Here is a 17,972-nt window from a genome sequence, read left to right as displayed (position 1 = left end):
GCCGAGCAGTTCTGGAACTATGCTCCTGATGGTGGGGTTATACCTTGCCCTGATCATCGGGATGTTTCTTCTCATCATCAAGTTGATCGCAAAACGCAATCGGACCATGCTGCCTGGAAGGATTGTCCGAACGCTTGGAGGCTCCGCTCTCGGTTCCGGCAAGTCGGTTCAGGTGGTTGAAATCGGCGGAGCCTATTATATCCTCGGGATTGGCGAGAACATTCACCTCATCGCCAAGATCGAGGATCCGGAAGAGGTCGAAGCGATTCGTTCGACTCTTGAAGGCCCCGCGACTTCCGGAAGGACCTTTCCAACCGTGAAGGAATGGTGGGACAACCGCAAGAAGAAGAACGCCCCTGAAGAGGAATGGTCTGATTTCGGCCAGGTGTTTCAGGACCGAATGGCAGCGATGAGAGAGGGAAGGAAGAGCGTTGGCGACCTGCTGGAGCAGGATGCGACCTCGGAACAACGGAAGGATTCGGTCGATGAATAGGAAGAAAGCTTTACTCATTCCGCTCGTTGTTCTTCTCTCCCTGTTCTGGGTGGCAACAGCGATAGCGGCTCCCGAAACGAGTCCAAGCCCATCAACCGCCGGTTTGACTTTACCCAGCATCAACATTCAGACCGGCACGAGCGGTGCAGAGGGCTCGGATACCATCAGCATCATTCTGCTTCTCACGGTTCTCAGCTTGGCGCCGGCCATTCTGATCATGATGACCTGCTTCACTCGGATCATCATCGTACTCGGTTTTGTCCGGACGTCGCTTGGTACGCAGCAGATGCCGCCTAACCAGGTCTTGATCGGGCTTGCTCTGTTTATAACCTTTTTCGTGATGGCCCCGACATTCGGCACCATTAACGAGACGGCGCTTCAACCCTACCTGAAGAAGGAGATTTCACAGCAGGAGGCTTTCACCAAGGCTACGATCCCGCTGAAGGAATTCATGGGCAAGCAGACGGAGGAGAAGGACTTGAAGCTGTTCCTGGATTACTCGAAAGCGGAGAAGCCGAAGAGTATCCAAGACATTCCGCTGACTACGCTTGTTCCCGCGTATGCCATCAGCGAGCTAAAAAGAGCCTTTACGATGGGCTTTATCATCTTCGTGCCGTTTCTGGTCATCGACATGGTCATCTCCAGCACCTTGATGGCAATGGGGATGATGATGCTTCCGCCGGTCATGATATCACTGCCCTTTAAGATCCTTCTATTCGTTCTTGTGGATGGCTGGTATCTTGTTGTACAGTCTCTGCTCCGAAGTTTCGGAACATAAGGGAGGATGACCGTGAGTACCGAGTTTATTGTAAAGCTGGCAGGACAAGCGGTCTACACGGTGCTCAAGGCAAGTGCGCCCATGATGCTGGTAGCCCTCGTGATCGGTCTTGTGATCAGCGTGTTTCAGGCTACAACGCAAATTCAAGAGCAGACGCTGGCCTTCGTCCCCAAGATTCTCGCGGTCTTGCTCAGTCTCCTGATCTTTGGCCCTTGGATTTTGGCAACCATTGTAGATTTCACCTATAACCTGCTCAGCAATCTATACCAATACGGCGGATAGGGGATATGAATGTACTCCTCGATGCCCTTCCTGCCTTTCTGTTGATTTTTTGTCGGATTACGGCGTTTTTTGTTAGTGTTCCGGTCTTTTCTTCGCGAAATGTCCCGGTTCCGTTCAAAATCGGTCTGTCCTTCTTCGTTACGTTGATCACCTACGGGGTGGTTGCGCCGACGGAAACCTTCCCTATGGACCCTGGATTTGTCTTGCTGATCGCGAAGGAAACTCTCGTCGGTCTCATGCTAGGGTTTGTCGCCTATCTGTTTTTTACGGTCGTGCAAATTGCCGGGTCCTTCATGGATATGCAGATCGGGTACAGTTTGGCCAACATTATCGATCCGATGACCGGGACGCCAAGCCCCATCCTCGGGAACTTCAAGTACATGGTCGGCACGATGCTGTTTCTCTCCTTCAACGGGCACCACGCCCTGCTGAAGGGGATCATGGGGAGCTATAACTGGGTTCCGCTCGACAACGAGGTATTTGCGCGAATCTACCACGGAAGCCTCAATGAGTTTTTTGTGAGATCCGTTTCGCAGGTGTTTGGACTTGCTCTGCAAATGTCGGCTCCTATTGTCATCGCCCTGTTTTTGGTGGATGTGGGCCTGGGCATTTTGGCCCGGGTTGCCCCTCAGTTCAACATTTTCGTAGTCGGGATTCCCATCAAGATTATCGTCGGACTCCTTTTGCTTATCTTGCTCGTATCGGCATTTCCCAATCTGTTCCGGGAGCTGTTCAATGCGATGTTTGCGGCTATGGAGAATCTGCTTCGTCTCCTCGGATCCAGCCCTGCGTCCTCCTGAACGCCGATTGAAGGGGAAAATCCATGACCAGCTATCGTTATCCCATAGACCTGCAGCTGTTCGCCGGAGAGAAGACGGAAAAAGCGACCCCGAAAAAGAGGCGGGAAGCAAGAGAGAAGGGCCAGGTTGCGAAGAGCCAGGAGCTTCCGGGTGCAATCGTCTTGCTGGCGTGCTTTGCTTCCTTTTCCATGTTTGGCGGCTATATGAAGGAAAGGTATTTCAACCTGTTTCAGGCTACCTTTCAGGAGTACCTGCTTGCCGATATCACGATTCCAAATGTCGTCTCGCTGTTTGGGAATCTTCTCAAGGAAGGGTTGCTCCTTCTCGCCCCGATCTTTTTCGTCAGCGTTCTCGTCGCTCTCCTCGCGAACTTTATTCAGGTAGGGGTTCTCTTTACGGGAGACCCGCTCAAGATGAAATTCAGCAAGATCAACCCGATCGAAGGATTCAAACGAATGTTCGGTTTGAAGGCAGTCGTGGAATTTCTGAAATCCATCCTCAAGATGAGCATCATCGGCCTTGTCGTCTACCAGACCTTCTGGGCGGAGCGGGGCAAACTTCTTGTACTCGGTCATGTTCCTCTGCGGGATACCATCTCCTATGTTGCCAAATTGACGGTAAGTCTCGGGATCAAGATCGGCATCATCCTGGTCATTCTCGCGATCCTGGATTATGCCTACCAGAAATTTGACCACGAAAAAAATCTGCGGATGTCCAAACAGGACATCAAGGATGAATATAAGAAGACCGAAGGTGACCCGAAGATCAAGGGGAAGATTCGGGAAAAGCAGCGCCAAATGGCGATGTCGCGGATGATGCAGGAAATTCCGAACGCGGATGTGATCATCACGAACCCGACTCACTTCGCTGTCGCGCTCAAGTATGACGCAGACGAGATGGCAGCTCCCCGGGTGATTGCCAAAGGAGCCGATTATATCGCCTTGAAGATCAAGGAGCTTGGCCGGCAGCATGACATCGTTTTGATGGAAAACAAACCGCTTGCCCGCGCGCTCTACGGTCAAGTAGAGATCGGTCAAGCGATCCCGGCAGAGCTCTTTCAAGCGGTGGCGGAGGTGCTGGCCTATGTGTATAAGCTTAAAGGCAAGGCCAAATGATGCAATGGATATAAGGGAGAGGAGGTACGTGTCGTGAAGACCAAAGAGTTAACCGTTTTGATCGGCATCATCAGCATCGTGCTCATGATGATCGTCCCTGTTCCCATCGGTCTTCTCGATGTGCTGCTGGTCATCAACATCACGCTGGCCATCCTCATTCTGCTTGTCTCGATGAATACGCAGGAGGCTCTGCAATTTTCGATATTCCCCTCTCTTTTGCTGATCACCACCTTGTTCCGGTTAGCTCTAAACGTCTCGACAACCCGGAACATTCTGGCGCACGGTGAGGCAGGGGATGTGGTTCACACCTTTGGATCGTTCGTCGCCGGCGGCAACCTAGTCGTCGGATTTGTCGTTTTCTTGATCCTTGTCATTGTGCAATTCATCGTCATTACGAAGGGGTCGGAGCGGGTAGCGGAAGTCGCGGCTCGCTTCACCTTGGACGCGATGCCGGGTAAGCAAATGAGTATCGACGCCGACTTGAACGCTGGCCTCATCAATGAGCAGCAGGCGAGAGAACGGCGTTCGAAGATTGAGAAGGAAGCGGACTTCTACGGAGCGATGGACGGTGCCAGTAAGTTCGTCAAAGGGGACGCGATCGCCAGTATCATCATCCTGATCGTCAACCTCGTCGGCGGCTTCATCATCGGGATGCTGGACGGTAAGGAATTGGCCGATTCGGCCAAGCTGTACACCATCCTGTCCATCGGCGACGGGCTGGTCAGCCAAATTCCGGCGCTTCTCATATCCACCGCATCGGGTCTAATCGTGACCCGAGCCACTTCGGACGGCAACCTCGCAGACGATTTGACCAAACAGCTCTTCGCTTACCCCAAGCTGATGTTTATCGCAGCGGGAACGCTCATTCTTCTGGGAACCTTTACGCCGATTGGCATCATATCCACGTACCCGATTGCTGGACTTTTGATTTTTGCCGGATACCGCATGAAGGGGAATCTGCGCAAAAAGCAAGCAGCTGACGAGCAGTTGGAGGAAGAGCAGCAGATCGAGGAAGTTCGGAGTCCGGAGAGCGTTATCAGCCTGTTGCATGTCGATCCGATCGAGTTCGAGTTCGGCTACGGCCTCATTCCGCTCGCGGATTCGCAGCAAGGTGGAGATCTTCTCGACAGAATCATCCTTATTCGGCGCCAATGTGCGCTTGAGCTTGGAATTGTCGTCCCGGTTATCCGAATTCGCGACAATATCCAACTAAAACCGAACGAATATGTCATTAAAATTAAAGGAAATTCCGTAGCGCGTGGTGAATTACTCCTTAATCACTATCTCGCCATGAGTCCCGGGTTTGAGGACGAGGCGGTCTCCGGTATTGAGACCGTTGAACCAGCCTTCGGACTCCCGGCGATCTGGATTGACGACGCCACCAAGGAACGGGCGGAGCTGTCCGGTTATACGGTAGTGGATCCGCCCTCGGTCGTGGCGACTCACTTGACCGAAGTGGTGAAGCGTCACGCCCATGAGCTTATCGGCCGTCAGGAAACGAGGGCGCTTGTCGACAATGTCAAGGAATCGTACCCAACTCTTGTCGAAGAGCTGGTGCCGAGTGTTCTGACGATTGGAGACATCCAGAAGGTTCTGGCCAAAATGCTGCGGGAAAAGATATCGGTTCGCGATATGGTGACCATTCTGGAGACACTCGCTGACTACGGAACCTACACCAAGGACCCTGACATTCTGACGGAGTATGTCCGCCAAGCGTTGTCGAGGCAGATTACCCTTCAGTATGCGATGGACGGAGAGTCGTTGAAGGTGATCACCGTCGGACCGAGCCTCGAGCGCAAGATCGTGGAATCGGTCCAACAGACCGAGCAGGGGTCTTACCTGGCCCTCGATCCTTCCTCGTCGCAAATGATACACCATCGTTTCTCGGAACAGGTCACCAAGGCAGTTCAATCCGGCCAGCAGCCGGTTATCTTGACTTCGCCGACCATTCGGATGTACCTGAAGCAGCTGCTCGAAAGAACCCTGCAGGATGTGCCGGTTCTCTCGTACAGCGAGCTTGAACCGAGCGTAGAAATTCAAAGTCTGGGAGTTGTGAATTTATGAGGGTGAAACGATACGTGGTCGAGACCATGCCCGAAGCCCTGCAGCGGATTCGCAGTGAACTGGGCAGCGATGCGGTCATCCTGAGCACCAAGGACATTCGAACCGGCGGGTTTCTCGGTCTCTTCGGCAAGAAGAAGATCGAGGTCGTCGCTGCAACCGATACGGCGGAAGCCACGGATGCGAAGGCCGGAAGGCCGCTTCCGGCGAGTCCCGTCGTTAGCGCGAAAGCGCCGGCAGCGGACATGGCTCCTGCGGCGGTAACCACCGTGCCGAAGAATACGGCGGTACGGGCGTATGGCGGCGGAACGCCTGCTGCTCCGGCAGCGGCAAAGCTGTCGATGCCCCATGTTCCGGATGTTCTGGCGGCTCAGGAGACCGCGGCAGCGTCGACTTTGCCCCATGCGGGAACTAGATCGGCGTCCGCTACCGCCGCAACAGCAGCAGCTGCCAGAGGAACGGCGAACGATCCGGACCTGCTCGCGGAAATCCGGCAGATGAAGGACATGATGCGAACCATGGCGCTCAGCCAGACGGTTGGCAAACGTCATCCTCTGGTGGAACGATGGGCAGAGCGGTTGGCGGAGCAGGATCTGTCGGCCAGCATCGTAAGCGACGTCCTCGGCTCCATTGAGCTGCGGGCGGAGAGCGAGCCGGATTTCCTCACCGAAGACAAGGTGAGAGACCACGTGCGTTCCGTTCTCCTCGGGTTTGTATCCGGTCGAGGCGGAACCCCTCTGGCACCAGACGCGAAGGTTGTCAATTTCGTCGGCCCAACGGGAGTTGGGAAGACAACGACAATCGCCAAGCTCGCAGCCGATCAGGTTCTCCGCTCCCATCGGAAAACCGGCTTTATTACGGCGGACACCTACCGAATCGCAGCGGTGGAGCAGCTTAAGACCTATGCGACGATTCTGAACGTTCCGATGGAGGTTGTTTTCTCACCCTCTGACCTGACCAAAGCCTTCGATCGGCTCGACACCTGCGAGATCATCTTCATGGATACGGCGGGCCGAAACTATCGTAACGAGCGGTATGTATCGGAGCTGAATACCCTTTTGCAAGCCCGTGGAGGCAGCGACACCTACCTGGTGCTCAGCTTAACCAATAAATTCTCCGATATGAAGGTCATTGCCGAACATTTTGTTCCCTACGGGGTGGAGAAGGTGCTCTTCACGAAGTGGGATGAGACAGGCTCCTACGGGGCGATTCTCAATCTGCTGTATGAATTCCCGCTTCGCTTGTCGTACGTGACGAACGGACAGAACGTCCCGGAAGACATTCAATTGCTGACCGAGGACATGCTGGTCGATTGGATTATGGGAGAAGGAGCCTAGATGAACGATCAAGCAGAACGATTGAGACGTCTAGTCGAATCTCGAATGCAAGGCTCCACAAGCCCTTCCCTCGATCCTCAAAAGGAGCGGGATACCCGTGTCATCACGGTGACCAGCGGCAAAGGAGGAGTCGGCAAGTCGAACTTTACTTTGAACTTCTCGATCGCCCTCCAGCAGTTAGGCTACCAGGTCTTGATCTTCGATGCGGACATCGGTCTGGCGAACATCGATGTGCTGATGGGAATCAGCCCTTCTTACAGCCTCTATCATTTGCTCAAGAAGGAGAAGTCGATCTTCGATATCGTGCAAATCGGCTACGGAGGAGTTCGTTTCATCGCAGGCGGCTCGGGCTTCACCGATCTACTTCGATTAAGCGATGAGGAACTCAATGACTTTGCCGAGCAAGTAAGCTTGTTGAATGGACATTTCGATTTTATTCTCTTCGATACCGGAGCCGGATTGTCCAAGGAAACGTTGAAGTTTATCCTGGCCGCCCACGAAACGTTCGTGGTAACGACTCCGGAGCCGACCTCCCTGACCGATGGATATGCCATCATCAAGATGGTTCATCAGATGGAGGGAGGCGTTCCGTTTCAGCTCGTGATCAATCGGGTGACTGATGAAAAGGAGGGAAAAGTGACGTCGGAAAAAATCTCGCTCGTCGCCAAGCGGTTTCTCGGCATCGATATTCCGACACTCGGCTACATCAAAGACGATGTTCATGTGTCACGAGCGGTTCGAAAGCAAATTCCTTTCACGGCTGCTTATCCGGGCAGCGACGCGGCTAAGGAGATTCGAGTGATTGCTGAGCGCTATGCAGGGTTGCATCGAGCCAGCAGGCAGAACTCCCCCGCACCCGGCATCAAAGGCTTCTTGTCGAAAATGCTCCGCTTGCTAAACCAGCCCCCGTCTTAAGCTGGGAACGACCGCTATACGGGGACGTGATGTTGATGACACCCAAGAAAGCAGAGGAGGTAATCCGGTGCCCATACAGAAAGAGGATGCCGTACCGGGAATTCCCGGGAGAGCCAGGCCCGCTCCGCCTTTTCAAAACTTGATCGCCATCGGCACATCTACCGGAGGGCCGCGGGCCCTTCATGCCGTACTGACTGCACTGCCAGGAAACCTGAATGCCCCGGTTCTTGTCGTGCAGCACATGCCCCCCAAGTTCACGAAGTCTCTTGCCGAACGGCTGAATGCGAACAGCGCCATTACCGTTGTGGAAGCAGCGGATGGGATGACGGTCGAAAAAGGAACCGCGTACATTGCACCCGGCGGACAGCACATGCTCATGATTCGGGATGACAAAGGTCAGTATCGAATCAAGTTGACGCTAGACGATCCGGTGTCCGGCCATCGTCCCTCCGTAAATGTGATGTTTGAATCATTGCTCTCTTTTACAGAATTGAAAAGGTACGTGGTCTTGATGACGGGAATGGGCAGCGACGGGGCAAAAGGAATGCAGGCCCTCGCCCTGTCAGGTGCGGCTGCCACCATTGCCGAGGCGGAAGAAACCTGTGTCGTGTATGGCATGCCGCGTGCGGCCGTTCAACTGGAATGCGTAACTCATATCCTCCCGCTTCACGAAATTCCCGGCAAATTGTCGGTAATGATACAGGGTTAGAATGACTCGGAGGTGCAACGCCTTTGGAACTGAATCAGTATTTGTCCATGTTTATCGATGAATCTACGGAGCATCTGCAAGCGATCAATGAAAAGCTCCTCGAGTTGGAGCAGAGTCCGGACAATCTCGATATCGTTAATGTGGTTTTCCGCTCTGCCCATACCCTGAAGGGGATGGCGGCGACGATGGGCTTTGAAGACCTCGCGTCGCTGACTCACCAAATGGAGAATGTGCTTGACCTTGTCAGAGGCAGCAAACTCTCCGTCGATTCCTTTGTGTTCGACGGGCTCTTCAAGAGCACGGACGCTTTGGAGTCCATGCTGTCGGACATCATCAATGGAGGAACCGGACAAGCCGACGTCAGCGCAATCGTCGCCGTGCTGAAGTCCATTGTCAGTGGGGAGTACAAGGAAGCAGCGGCAGCTGCGGCTCCCAAAGCGTCAACCGGAGAAGATGCGGTCACACTCGATCAGTTCCAGCTGTCGGTTTTGGAGCAATCCCTGGATTCGGACTTCAACGTGTACTTCATCCGCACCGAGCTTACGGAGGAGTGCGTGCTGAGAGCCGCTCGCGCGTACATGGTCTTCCGTCAACTGGAAGACAACGGAGAGATCATCAAGTCGTTCCCGTCGGTTGAAGAGATCGAACAGGATAAGTTCGACCGGGCTTTCTCTCTCTATTACGTCTCAAAACAACCGCAAGAGACCATCGTGCACTTGATTGAAGACGTCTCAGAGATTCGCTCCGCCACCGTGACGCCGCTCGATCACGACAGCCTCAAGCTGATCGCGGTTCCGAGTCCGGCCGCTGCGGAGACGGCGGCGGCAAGTGCAGCTCCGGTTGTATCCGTCGACCAACCGGCTTCTGCCGCTCCAGCCAAAGCGGCTGCTGCACCGGCCGTGCACGCCGTAGCTAACCGGACGATCCGGGTTGACCTCGACCGCCTCGATCATTTGATGAACCTCTTCAGCGAGCTTCTGATCGATCGCGTGCGTCTGGAGCAGCTCGCATCCGAGATTCGCCGCTCCGACTTGACCGAAACGGTCGAGCACATGTCCCGGGTAAGCAGCGACCTGCAGAACATCGTCCTCAACCTGCGGATGGTGCCGATCGATACGGTGTTCAACCGCTTCCCGCGCATGATCCGGGATGTGGCGAAGACGCTCGGCAAGAAGCTGGAGCTCGTCATCAGCGGCGCCGAAACTGAGCTGGACCGTACCGTAGTCGATGAGATTGGCGATCCCCTCGTTCACCTTCTGCGTAACTCGGCAGATCACGGGATCGAGACGATCGAAAACCGCCGCAAGGCAGGGAAAGACGAAACGGGAGTCATTCAGCTTCGCGCTTACCACAGTGGGAACCACGTCATCATTGAAGTGTCGGATGACGGGGCCGGGATCAACCGGGCGAAGACGCTCGCCGCCGCCATCAAGAAGGGTGTCGTGACGGAAGAAGCTGCCGAGCGGATGTCGGACGAAGAGGTTTATCGACTCCTGTTCGCAAGCGGCTTCAGCACCGCCGACAAGATCTCGGACCTCTCGGGCCGCGGAGTCGGGCTCGATGTCGTCAAGACGAAGATCGAATCCCTCGGCGGGCAGATTCACATCTCGTCGAAGGAAGGCGTCGGCACAACGTTCTCCGTCAACCTGCCGCTTACCCTCTCGATTATCGGCGCGATGCTCATCGCCGTCGGCAGCGAGAAGTACGCCATTCCGCTTAATTCCATTGTGGAAACCGCTGCTGTTGAGGTGAGCAAGATCCGCCGCGTTCACGGCAGGGATCACCTCGATTATCGCGGAAGCGTCATTCCGGTGATCGACCTGGGCAAGATCCTCGAAGTCCCCGGCTACGGCCTGGAGGATGGAGGCGAACGGAACCTCGTCATCATTCGCAAGCGCGAGAAGCTGGCTGCACTCATCGTAAGCGATTTTGTCGGGCAGCAGGAGATCGTTCTGAAGAACCTCGGCAAATACTTGAATAAGGCGTTCGCTGTCTCGGGTGCAACGATCCTCGGCGACGGTCAGGTCGCCCTCATCATCAATCCGAACGCGTTGATCAAATAGCACAAGTCAGAGAAGGATCCGTCCAAGGAGGTTGTTCGCAAATGAGTGAAGAAATCAAAGTGATCGTCTTCAAGCTGGGTGCAGAGGAATACGGGGTCGAAGTCGAAAAGGTGGAGACCATCGAACGGATTCAGCATCTGACCCGCGTCCCCAAAACCCCGCCCTTTATCAAGGGAGTTATGAATCTTCGAGGAGTCGTCGTTCCGGTACTGGACCTGCGAGGACGCTTCAATCTGGAAGAAACGGCTTATACGGATGCTAGCCGAATCATTATCATTGCGATTGAAGACCTGAAGGTCGGGATGATCGTGGATTCTGCAGACGATGTCATCGATGTAGACACCGATACCATCTCCGATCCTCCGGAAATCGTAGGCGGAGTGAAGGCGAAGTACTTGCGCGGCGTGGCGCGTGTAGGGGAAGACCGTTTGCTCATTCTCCTGAACCTGAAGGAGGTTCTGAACAAGGGAGAACTTATTCAACTGGAAGAGTTGGAGGAGTAGCCTGTGGCATTTGGATCTCTTGCCGACTTCCATCTGGATGTCCTCCGAGAAGTCGGCAACATCGGCGCCGGCCACGCCGCTACGGCGCTGTCAACGATGCTAAACAAGCCGGTCGACATGCTCATCCCCACCGTCCGCTTCGTGCCCTTCGAAGAGATTTCGGAAAGCGTGGGAGGCTCCGAAACCGTCGTGATCGCCATCTTTCTTCGAGTGGAAGGAGAGACGCCGGGCAACTTGTTCTTCATTCTCTCGATCGAATCAGCGCGCAGCCTTCTGAAGAAGCTTGTCGGCCTCGAAGGAGCGAGCGGAGAAGAGTTCAACGAACTGGAGCTGTCGGCTTTAAATGAAATAGGCAACATCCTAGCGGGCTCTTATCTGTCTTCCTTGGCGGACTTCACTCAACTCAGCATGTACCCGACCGTTCCGTCATTAGCCGTCGATATGGCGGGAGCCATCTTAAGCTACGGCCTGCTTCAATTCGGTGAAATGGGGGACCAAGCCCTGTTCATCGATACCAAATTTCTGCAAAATGGCGATGAGGTGGAAGGGCATTTCTTTTTGATTCCCGATCCAGAATCCTTTGACCGGATATTTGCTGCATTGGGAGTCGCTGCCGAATGATAGAACGGACGTTGATCAAAGTGGGGATGGCGGATTTAAACGTATCACCCGCCCCAGGAATCTTGAAAACAACCGGCCTTGGATCTTGTGTGGGCCTCACCCTGTATGATCCAAGAACCCAAATAGCCGGGATGGCTCACGTGATGCTCCCTTCCTCCGATATCGCGAAGGAAGGGCAGCTGAATCAAGCCAAATATGCGGACACCGCCATCCCCCTCATGATTGAGCGAATGGTTGCGCTCGGGGCTTCCGTGAGCCGAATGGTTTCGAAGATGGCGGGCGGGGCGCAAATGTTCGCCTTCAGCACGACCAAGGACACGATGAGAATCGGGCCGCGCAATGTAGAATCCTGCAAGCTGATGCTGGACCAATACCGAATTCCCCTTATGGCGGAAGATACGGGAGGCAGTTACGGTCGGACCATCGAATTCGACTCGTCGACCGGACTGCTTCTCATATCAAGCGTCCAACAGGGTACGAAGGAATTGTAGCTGATGAAGAAATTCATTCGTTTGCCGCTCGGGCTGGCTTTGGCCGGTTTCGTATTCACGTTTCTGCTTTCTTTTTCGCGAAATGTCCTGAGCACCTCGCTCACCCGAGGATTGCTCAGCGGAGTGCTTATGTTCGCAATCGGAGCGGTGGTGCTGTGGGCGCTTGGCGCTCTTGAGGGAGGCACGGCGGTCAAACCGTCTCTTCCTTCGACTCCTCCTCCCCTTGAAGGAGAAGAGAGAGGGAGCGCACTCGACCTGACCACGCCGGACGAGGCGGATGAATTAAACGATCTGATTCGCGGAACCAAGCCAGAATCCGAACCCGCGTCATTTGAACCACTCGACCCGCCCAAGCTGACAACCCGAACCGATTTGGAGGCTCAACGATTTGCTGATGCACTCCGAACGATGTCTGAGGAGTAAGGTGGTGAAGCATGACCGTGAAGGAAAGCGACAAATCTCTCAAATCCGGGGCAACCCTATGGAAGCGGTGGAAGGAAGAGGGAGACGAGAGCGCGAAGAAGGAACTGATCGAAAGCTATCTCCCTTTGGTGGACTATGCGGCCGGTCGGCTAGCGGTCGGGCTGCCTAAATCCGTTTCCAAAGAAGATTTGACCAGTACCGGCATTCTCGGTCTGATCGATGCAATTGAGAAATTCGATTACGAGCGTGGCTTGCAATTCGAAACCTATGCTTCCTGGCGTATACGCGGGGCTATGATTGACGGGCTTCGGCAGAATGATTGGGTGCCGAGGTCGGTTCGAGAGAAAGCCAAGCGCATTGAAGAGGCCTACCAGAAGCTGGAGCAGCAATACATGAGAAGTGTCTCCGATCGCGAGATCAGCGACTTCCTTGGCATAAAAGAGAGTGAGTTTCATCATATGCTGCAGGAAGTGGCCGTATCGACGATCACTTCCATCGATGAGCCGGTCAAGGAGGACGAGTACGAATCCAAGCTCGCCTACTTGATCGACGAGAAAGCCCGCAATCCCGACTATCAGGTCCATGAGTTTTTTCAAAAAGAGACGCTGTCCAAAGCGATTGACCGCTTGACGGAGAAAGAGCGGACGGTCGTTTCCCTGTTTTATTATGAAGAATTGTCCTTGAGTGAAATCGCGGAGGTCATGAGCCTGTCTCCGTCTCGAATCTCCCAACTTCATTCCAAAGCCATTTTGAGGCTGAGAGGTTCCCTCACCCGGTTAAAAGGACAGTTGATGGCTGATTGAAGGAACGTATTCCTAGTTCACGTTAGGGGGGAAATTGTGTGGGATCGAGAAGATTTCCGATCGACCACTACCTGAAGCTAAAGACCTCGGACGACAAACTTACCGTATGGCTCACCATGGAACAATACGATGATAGCTTCAGCTGCACAACGACAGAGATTCTGGACTTTCTAAGAGCAAATAACGTGGTTTATGGCGTTCAGCCGCAAGCGGTCGAAAAGCTGGTTTCGTCGCCTTCCTCTTGTCTAGGCGCGCTGCTCACCGTTGCAGCAGGTGTACCTGCCAAAGACGGCAAGGACGGCTACATCCGCTTTCTCTTCGATCTGAACAGCACGGACAAGAAGCCTCAGATGCTGGAGAACGGAACCGTCGATTATCGCGAGATGACCCAGATTCTGAACATCCGCCAAGGGGAAAAGATTGCGGAGCGTGTATCTCCTGAGGACGGGACACCCGGAACGAATGTAAAAGGGGAGCCGATTGCCTTCAAACGAGGGAAGGATGCCCGATTCAAGATAGGCAAGAACGTCATGACCGATGCGGAGCAAACCGCATTGTTTGCTTCCATCAGCGGGGTTATTACCCGCACAGACGGCGATAAAATCAACGTATTCCCCATCTACGAAGTGAACGGCGATGTAGACTACAACATCGGCAACATCGATTTTGTCGGATCGGTTGTCATTCGCGGGAATGTTCGCAGCGGCTTCCGCGTGAAGGCATCGGGCGATATCCGGATCACCGGCGGAGTCGAAGCCGCTGAGCTGTACGCGGAAGGCTCGATTGAGATCTCGGGAGGCATTCTCGGGCAAACAAAAGGGCTGGTCAAAGCCGGTAAATCGATCCGCAGCTCCTTCATCCAGGAGGGCCGGGTGGAAGCGGGAGAGGACGTCATCATCAACCAGAGCATCATGCATTCCACGGTTCGCGCGGGCCGTTCTGTTCTCTGCACAGGGGCGAAGGGGCTTATCGTAGGCGGCCTCATTCAGGCGGGAGAAAAGGTGGTTGCTCGCACCGTCGGCAATTCCTTGTCCACGGTTACGGTGATTGAAGTCGGCGTGCTTCCGGAGCGCCGAAATGAGCTCATCACCCTTCGAGCCCAATTGAAGGACAGCACGGAGGCATTGCGGAAGACCGAGCAAGCGCTGGCCCTGCTCGATCCGCTCGCGGCAAGCGGGCAATTGTCCGTTGAGAAGATGGCGATGCGCATCAAGCTGAATCAAACCCGTCGGAAGACAGGGGAAGATATTATTGAAATGAAGGAACGGCTGCTCGAGCTGGAGACGATGCAGGAGCTGTCTAATTCGGCTGTAATCGAAATTGGTTCGGTCATCTATGGCGGTGCCAAAATCGTGATGGGTCGGTACACCCGATTCATCAAGGACTCGGTTTCGCGGTGCAAATTCCGTATTGTCGATGGGGATATCGGCTTGCTAACCCACGTTTAACCGCAGGATCACTTTAGAGAGGCGGGATCGGCGATGAGCTTCAAGTCCATTGATATGCAGATAGCGGTTCACAAGCAGCCGGATGTCAGTCTCATCCAGAGGCAGCTTAGCGAAAAGCCGGTTCTGGATCAATCTGCAGCGGCTTCCAGCCAGCTCAAGCAGGATGAAGTTCAACGCCGCCGCAGTCCTGAAGCCTCCAAGGCGGAGGAGGGGACCATCCGTCAATCGGGCGAGCGGGAGAAGAAAGAAAGCCATGGCCGGTTTTTGAGCCGAGCCGCTTCCGATCAGGAAAACGAGCAAACGGAGACGCCCCATCCCTATAAGGGACATCGACTCGATATCAAGCTTTAATGGGCGATCAATCAAGTGAAGCAAGGAGATGGATGCATTGCAGCCATGGGTAGTGGTGGTAATCATCGGAATTTTTTGCATCCTGTTCTCATGGTTTCAGAAGGACCGCGAGCCGGCAAGTCCGGTGGCCGCTGACATCGAGAATGCCATGGACCTGGTCGTGGCCAGCATGGAGGAGGAGAACCGGAAGCTTCTCGAAGCGATGAATGCCATGAAGCGAGAGGATGCTCTCCGATCCGAAGCCTGGGAGGCGAAGGCAGTCCTCCTGGAGAAGCAAGTTAAGGAATTAAAGGAAGAGCTGGACGAGCAGCGGCTTTTCTCGGATGGTTTATCGACCAGTCTTCAAGAAGTGCAGCGCATGGGAGTTCGAAACGATTCCGTCCAGGCGACAGTCGAATCGGCCCTTCCGTCGGAGCTTCGAGAAACCAAAGCACCCGCACGAATCTACCCGGCTAACGGGATTCGTGCCCGGTACCCGGAGCTGTTTGAGTTGAAGGAAGCCGGCCGGAGCATGGAGGATATCGCACGCCAGGTTGGGTTGACGACCGGAGAGGCTGCGCTCATCCTGCAGCTCGCGAAGCAGGAGGAAGAGCATCATGGCTAGAAACCGAAGGTTCCTCTTTGGGCTCGGCACCGGGATCATGATCGGCGCAATCCTGGTACAGCTCAGTCATATCGGAGAAGCTGCTTCACCTTCTCTCCAGCCGTCCGCATCGCCGAGTTCGGCGCCAGCTCCTGTTGTTTGGACGGAGGAAGAGCTGACCAAGGCTGCGGAGGAGAAGGGGAAGGTTGTGATCTCGAAGGACGACTTTGAAAAATGGAAGCAGACCCCTACGCCTGCTCCGGCAACCTCGACTCCTGCCCTCGTTCCGACCAAACGCTTCCTCTATGTTTATAGCGGAATGAATTCAACCGCCGTCGTCGAGTATTTGTACCAAGCGGGGGTTGTTCAGGATCGCTATGTGTTCCAAGAAAAGCTGCGCAAGCAGGGATTGACGAAGAAGCTGGTCGCGGGCCTGTACTCGTTCGAATTGAATAGTGACATCGACCAAGTAGTGGCCGAACTGACTGGCGCCAACCGCTAAGGGAGGAGCCTTCAGCGGCCGCTGTTTTTTATGTCAAGCTCGTTACCAACGCGCTTCGGACTCGTGAGAAATCCGTCGAAGAATAGTTGCATTGGGAAAACCTTCTGTGGTATAGTAATTAGCGGTGTCAAGAACACACACGCCTTTTAATTCGGACGGAGGTGCTGCCAGTCGGCAGTCCCGGACGAAAATGAGAAAGGCGGAGGACAAAATAAACCATATTGAGGAGGTGTGGAGATGGCAGTTATTTCCATGAAACAGCTTCTGGAAGCTGGGGTACACTTCGGTCACCAAACCCGTCGTTGGAACCCGAAAATGGACAAATACATCTTCACTGAAAGAAACGGAATCTACATTATTGACCTGCAAAAGACGGTCAAGAAAGTAGAGGAAGCGTACAACTTTGTTAAGAGTGTTGCGGCTGATGGAGGCACGTTCCTCTTCGTCGGAACCAAGAAGCAAGCTCAAGATTCCGTTAAGGAAGAAGCTGAGCGTTGCGGAATGCACTACATCAACCAACGTTGGCTCGGCGGTACGCTGACCAACTTCCAAACGATCCAAAAGCGGATTTCCCGCCTGCACGAGCTTGAAAAGTGGGAAGAGGACGGCACGTTCGAACTTCTTCCGAAGAAAGAAGTTATCCTTCTCCGCAAAGAGAAAGAGCGTCTTGACAAGTTCCTGGGCGGCATCAAGAACATGAAGAACCTGCCGAGCGCACTCTTCATTATCGACCCGCGCAAAGAACGCATTGCGGTTGCCGAAGCCCGCAAGCTGGGTATCCCGATTGTCGGGATTGTCGACACCAACTGCGATCCGGATGAAATCGATTATGTGATTCCGGGTAACGACGACGCAATCCGCGCCGTTAAGCTGCTCACCTCCAAGGTAGCAGACGCCGTTGTTGAAGCGCACCAAGGCGAACAAACGACAGCTTAAATCTTGAAATAGCGGGGTGGGTTGAAGGTCTAAGAACCGACGCCCACCCTTTCTTTATATCGAAATTGAATCACCCCATTCCCCCACATATACAGGAGGTTTCACCCATGGCTGTTACTGCTGCACAAGTGAAAGAATTGCGCGAGAAAACCGGAGCAGGTATGCTCGATTGTAAAAAAGCATTGGAAGAAGCAAATGGCGACATCACGAAGGCTTCTGAAATCCTTCGCGAAAAAGGCCTTGCCGCTGCTGCTAACAAAGCAGGCCGCATCGCTACTGAAGGTGCTGTTGGCTCCTACATCCATGCCGGCGGCCGCATCGGCGTTCTCGTCGAAGTGAACTGCGAAACTGACTTCGTTGCAAAGACGGATGCTTTCCAAGCACTGGTCAAAGACATCGCTATGCAAATCTCGGCTACCAGCCCGCGCTATGTTCGCCGTGAAGAAGTTCCGAGCGAGGACATCGAAAAGGAACGCGAAATCCTTCGCGCACAAGCTCTGAACGAAGGCAAGCCGGAGAAGATCGTCGACAAGATGGTGGAAGGCCGCATCGGCAAATTCTACGAAGAATTCTGCCTGATGGAACAATCCTTCATCAAGGACCCGGACAAGACCGTCGCTCAACTGCTGAACGAAAAGATCAGCACGATCGGCGAAAACATCACCATCCGTCGTTTTGCTCGTTACGAGCTCGGCGAAGGCCTTGAGAAGAAGCAAGACAACTTCGTGGAAGAAGTTATGGCTCAAGCCAAAATGTAA

Annotated in this window: 21 protein-coding genes; all 21 read left to right on the top strand. The window is 54.2% G+C overall.

Annotated elements, in window-relative coordinates; genetic code table 11:
- The first annotated feature begins 19 nt into the window (after positions 1-19).
- A complete protein-coding gene (locus tag AAFN83_RS06530) occupies positions 20-493 on the top strand; it encodes a flagellar biosynthetic protein FliO (protein ID WP_347768009.1) in 474 nt (157 codons plus the stop codon).
- On the top strand, positions 486-1,271 hold the full coding sequence (fliP, locus tag AAFN83_RS06525) for a flagellar type III secretion system pore protein FliP (RefSeq protein ID WP_347768008.1): 786 nt from the start codon (positions 486-488) through the stop codon (positions 1,269-1,271). The genes AAFN83_RS06530 and fliP overlap by 8 nt, the downstream gene beginning before the upstream one ends.
- A 12-nt stretch (positions 1,272-1,283) precedes the next feature.
- Entirely contained in the window at positions 1,284-1,553 is a 270-nt protein-coding gene (fliQ, locus tag AAFN83_RS06520; protein ID WP_347768006.1) for a flagellar biosynthesis protein FliQ, read from the top strand.
- A gap of 5 nt (positions 1,554-1,558) precedes the next feature.
- Positions 1,559-2,353 carry a flagellar biosynthetic protein FliR gene (gene fliR, locus AAFN83_RS06515; protein WP_347768005.1) on the top strand — a complete coding sequence of 265 codons (795 nt, stop codon included), beginning with the start codon at positions 1,559-1,561 and terminating at the stop codon, positions 2,351-2,353.
- 23 nt (positions 2,354-2,376) lie between these two features.
- The gene (flhB, locus tag AAFN83_RS06510; protein WP_347768004.1) at positions 2,377-3,468 is read left to right on the top strand and encodes a flagellar biosynthesis protein FlhB; all 1,092 of its coding nucleotides are present in this window, start codon (positions 2,377-2,379) and stop codon (positions 3,466-3,468) included.
- A gap of 33 nt (positions 3,469-3,501) precedes the next feature.
- Entirely contained in the window at positions 3,502-5,532 is a 2,031-nt protein-coding gene (flhA, locus tag AAFN83_RS06505) for a flagellar biosynthesis protein FlhA (protein WP_347768003.1), read from the top strand.
- On the top strand, positions 5,529-6,866 hold the full coding sequence (gene flhF / locus AAFN83_RS06500) for a flagellar biosynthesis GTPase FlhF (protein WP_347768002.1): 1,338 nt from the start codon (positions 5,529-5,531) through the stop codon (positions 6,864-6,866). Before flhA ends, flhF begins: the two co-directional genes overlap by 4 nt.
- On the top strand, positions 6,867-7,781 hold the full coding sequence (locus AAFN83_RS06495; protein ID WP_347768000.1) for a MinD/ParA family protein: 915 nt from the start codon (positions 6,867-6,869) through the stop codon (positions 7,779-7,781).
- Positions 7,782-7,848: 67 nt separating this feature from the next.
- Positions 7,849-8,490, top strand: coding sequence for a CheB methylesterase domain-containing protein (locus tag AAFN83_RS06490; RefSeq protein ID WP_347767998.1), 642 nt, complete (start codon positions 7,849-7,851; stop codon positions 8,488-8,490).
- Between the two features lie 23 nt (positions 8,491-8,513).
- Complete coding sequence (locus AAFN83_RS06485) at positions 8,514-10,553, top strand: chemotaxis protein CheA (RefSeq protein ID WP_347767997.1); 2,040 nt, start codon at positions 8,514-8,516, stop codon at positions 10,551-10,553.
- Between the two features lie 41 nt (positions 10,554-10,594).
- A complete protein-coding gene (locus AAFN83_RS06480; protein ID WP_347767996.1) occupies positions 10,595-11,056 on the top strand; it encodes a chemotaxis protein CheW in 462 nt (153 codons plus the stop codon).
- Between the two features lie 3 nt (positions 11,057-11,059).
- A complete protein-coding gene (locus AAFN83_RS06475) occupies positions 11,060-11,677 on the top strand; it encodes a chemotaxis protein CheC (protein WP_347767994.1) in 618 nt (205 codons plus the stop codon).
- The gene (locus tag AAFN83_RS06470; protein ID WP_347767993.1) at positions 11,674-12,168 is read left to right on the top strand and encodes a chemotaxis protein CheD; all 495 of its coding nucleotides are present in this window, start codon (positions 11,674-11,676) and stop codon (positions 12,166-12,168) included. Before AAFN83_RS06475 ends, AAFN83_RS06470 begins: the two co-directional genes overlap by 4 nt.
- Positions 12,169-12,171: 3 nt before the next feature.
- On the top strand, positions 12,172-12,591 hold the full coding sequence (locus AAFN83_RS06465; protein WP_347767992.1) for a hypothetical protein: 420 nt from the start codon (positions 12,172-12,174) through the stop codon (positions 12,589-12,591).
- Between the two features lie 11 nt (positions 12,592-12,602).
- Positions 12,603-13,394, top strand: coding sequence for a FliA/WhiG family RNA polymerase sigma factor (locus AAFN83_RS06460; protein ID WP_347767990.1), 792 nt, complete (start codon positions 12,603-12,605; stop codon positions 13,392-13,394).
- Positions 13,395-13,432: 38 nt separating this feature from the next.
- Complete coding sequence (locus tag AAFN83_RS06455; protein WP_347767989.1) at positions 13,433-14,842, top strand: DUF342 domain-containing protein; 1,410 nt, start codon at positions 13,433-13,435, stop codon at positions 14,840-14,842.
- Between the two features lie 33 nt (positions 14,843-14,875).
- Entirely contained in the window at positions 14,876-15,193 is a 318-nt protein-coding gene (locus AAFN83_RS06450) for a hypothetical protein (RefSeq protein WP_347767988.1), read from the top strand.
- A gap of 37 nt (positions 15,194-15,230) precedes the next feature.
- Positions 15,231-15,797 carry an LOB domain-containing protein gene (locus AAFN83_RS06445; RefSeq protein ID WP_347767986.1) on the top strand — a complete coding sequence of 189 codons (567 nt, stop codon included), beginning with the start codon at positions 15,231-15,233 and terminating at the stop codon, positions 15,795-15,797.
- Positions 15,790-16,278: a hypothetical protein gene (locus tag AAFN83_RS06440; RefSeq protein ID WP_347767985.1), complete on the top strand. Its 489-nt coding sequence runs from the start codon at positions 15,790-15,792 to the stop codon at positions 16,276-16,278. Before AAFN83_RS06445 ends, AAFN83_RS06440 begins: the two co-directional genes overlap by 8 nt.
- Before the next feature lie 237 nt (positions 16,279-16,515).
- Entirely contained in the window at positions 16,516-17,214 is a 699-nt protein-coding gene (gene rpsB, locus AAFN83_RS06435) for a 30S ribosomal protein S2 (RefSeq protein WP_347767983.1), read from the top strand.
- 107 nt (positions 17,215-17,321) lie between these two features.
- Entirely contained in the window at positions 17,322-17,972 is a 651-nt protein-coding gene (gene tsf, locus AAFN83_RS06430) for a translation elongation factor Ts (RefSeq protein WP_347767982.1), read from the top strand.

Source organism: Gorillibacterium sp. CAU 1737, from assembly GCF_039888655.1.
Lineage (GTDB): Bacteria > Bacillota > Bacilli > Paenibacillales > NBRC-103111 > Gorillibacterium.
This window is presented reverse-complemented; position numbering and strand designations above follow the sequence as displayed.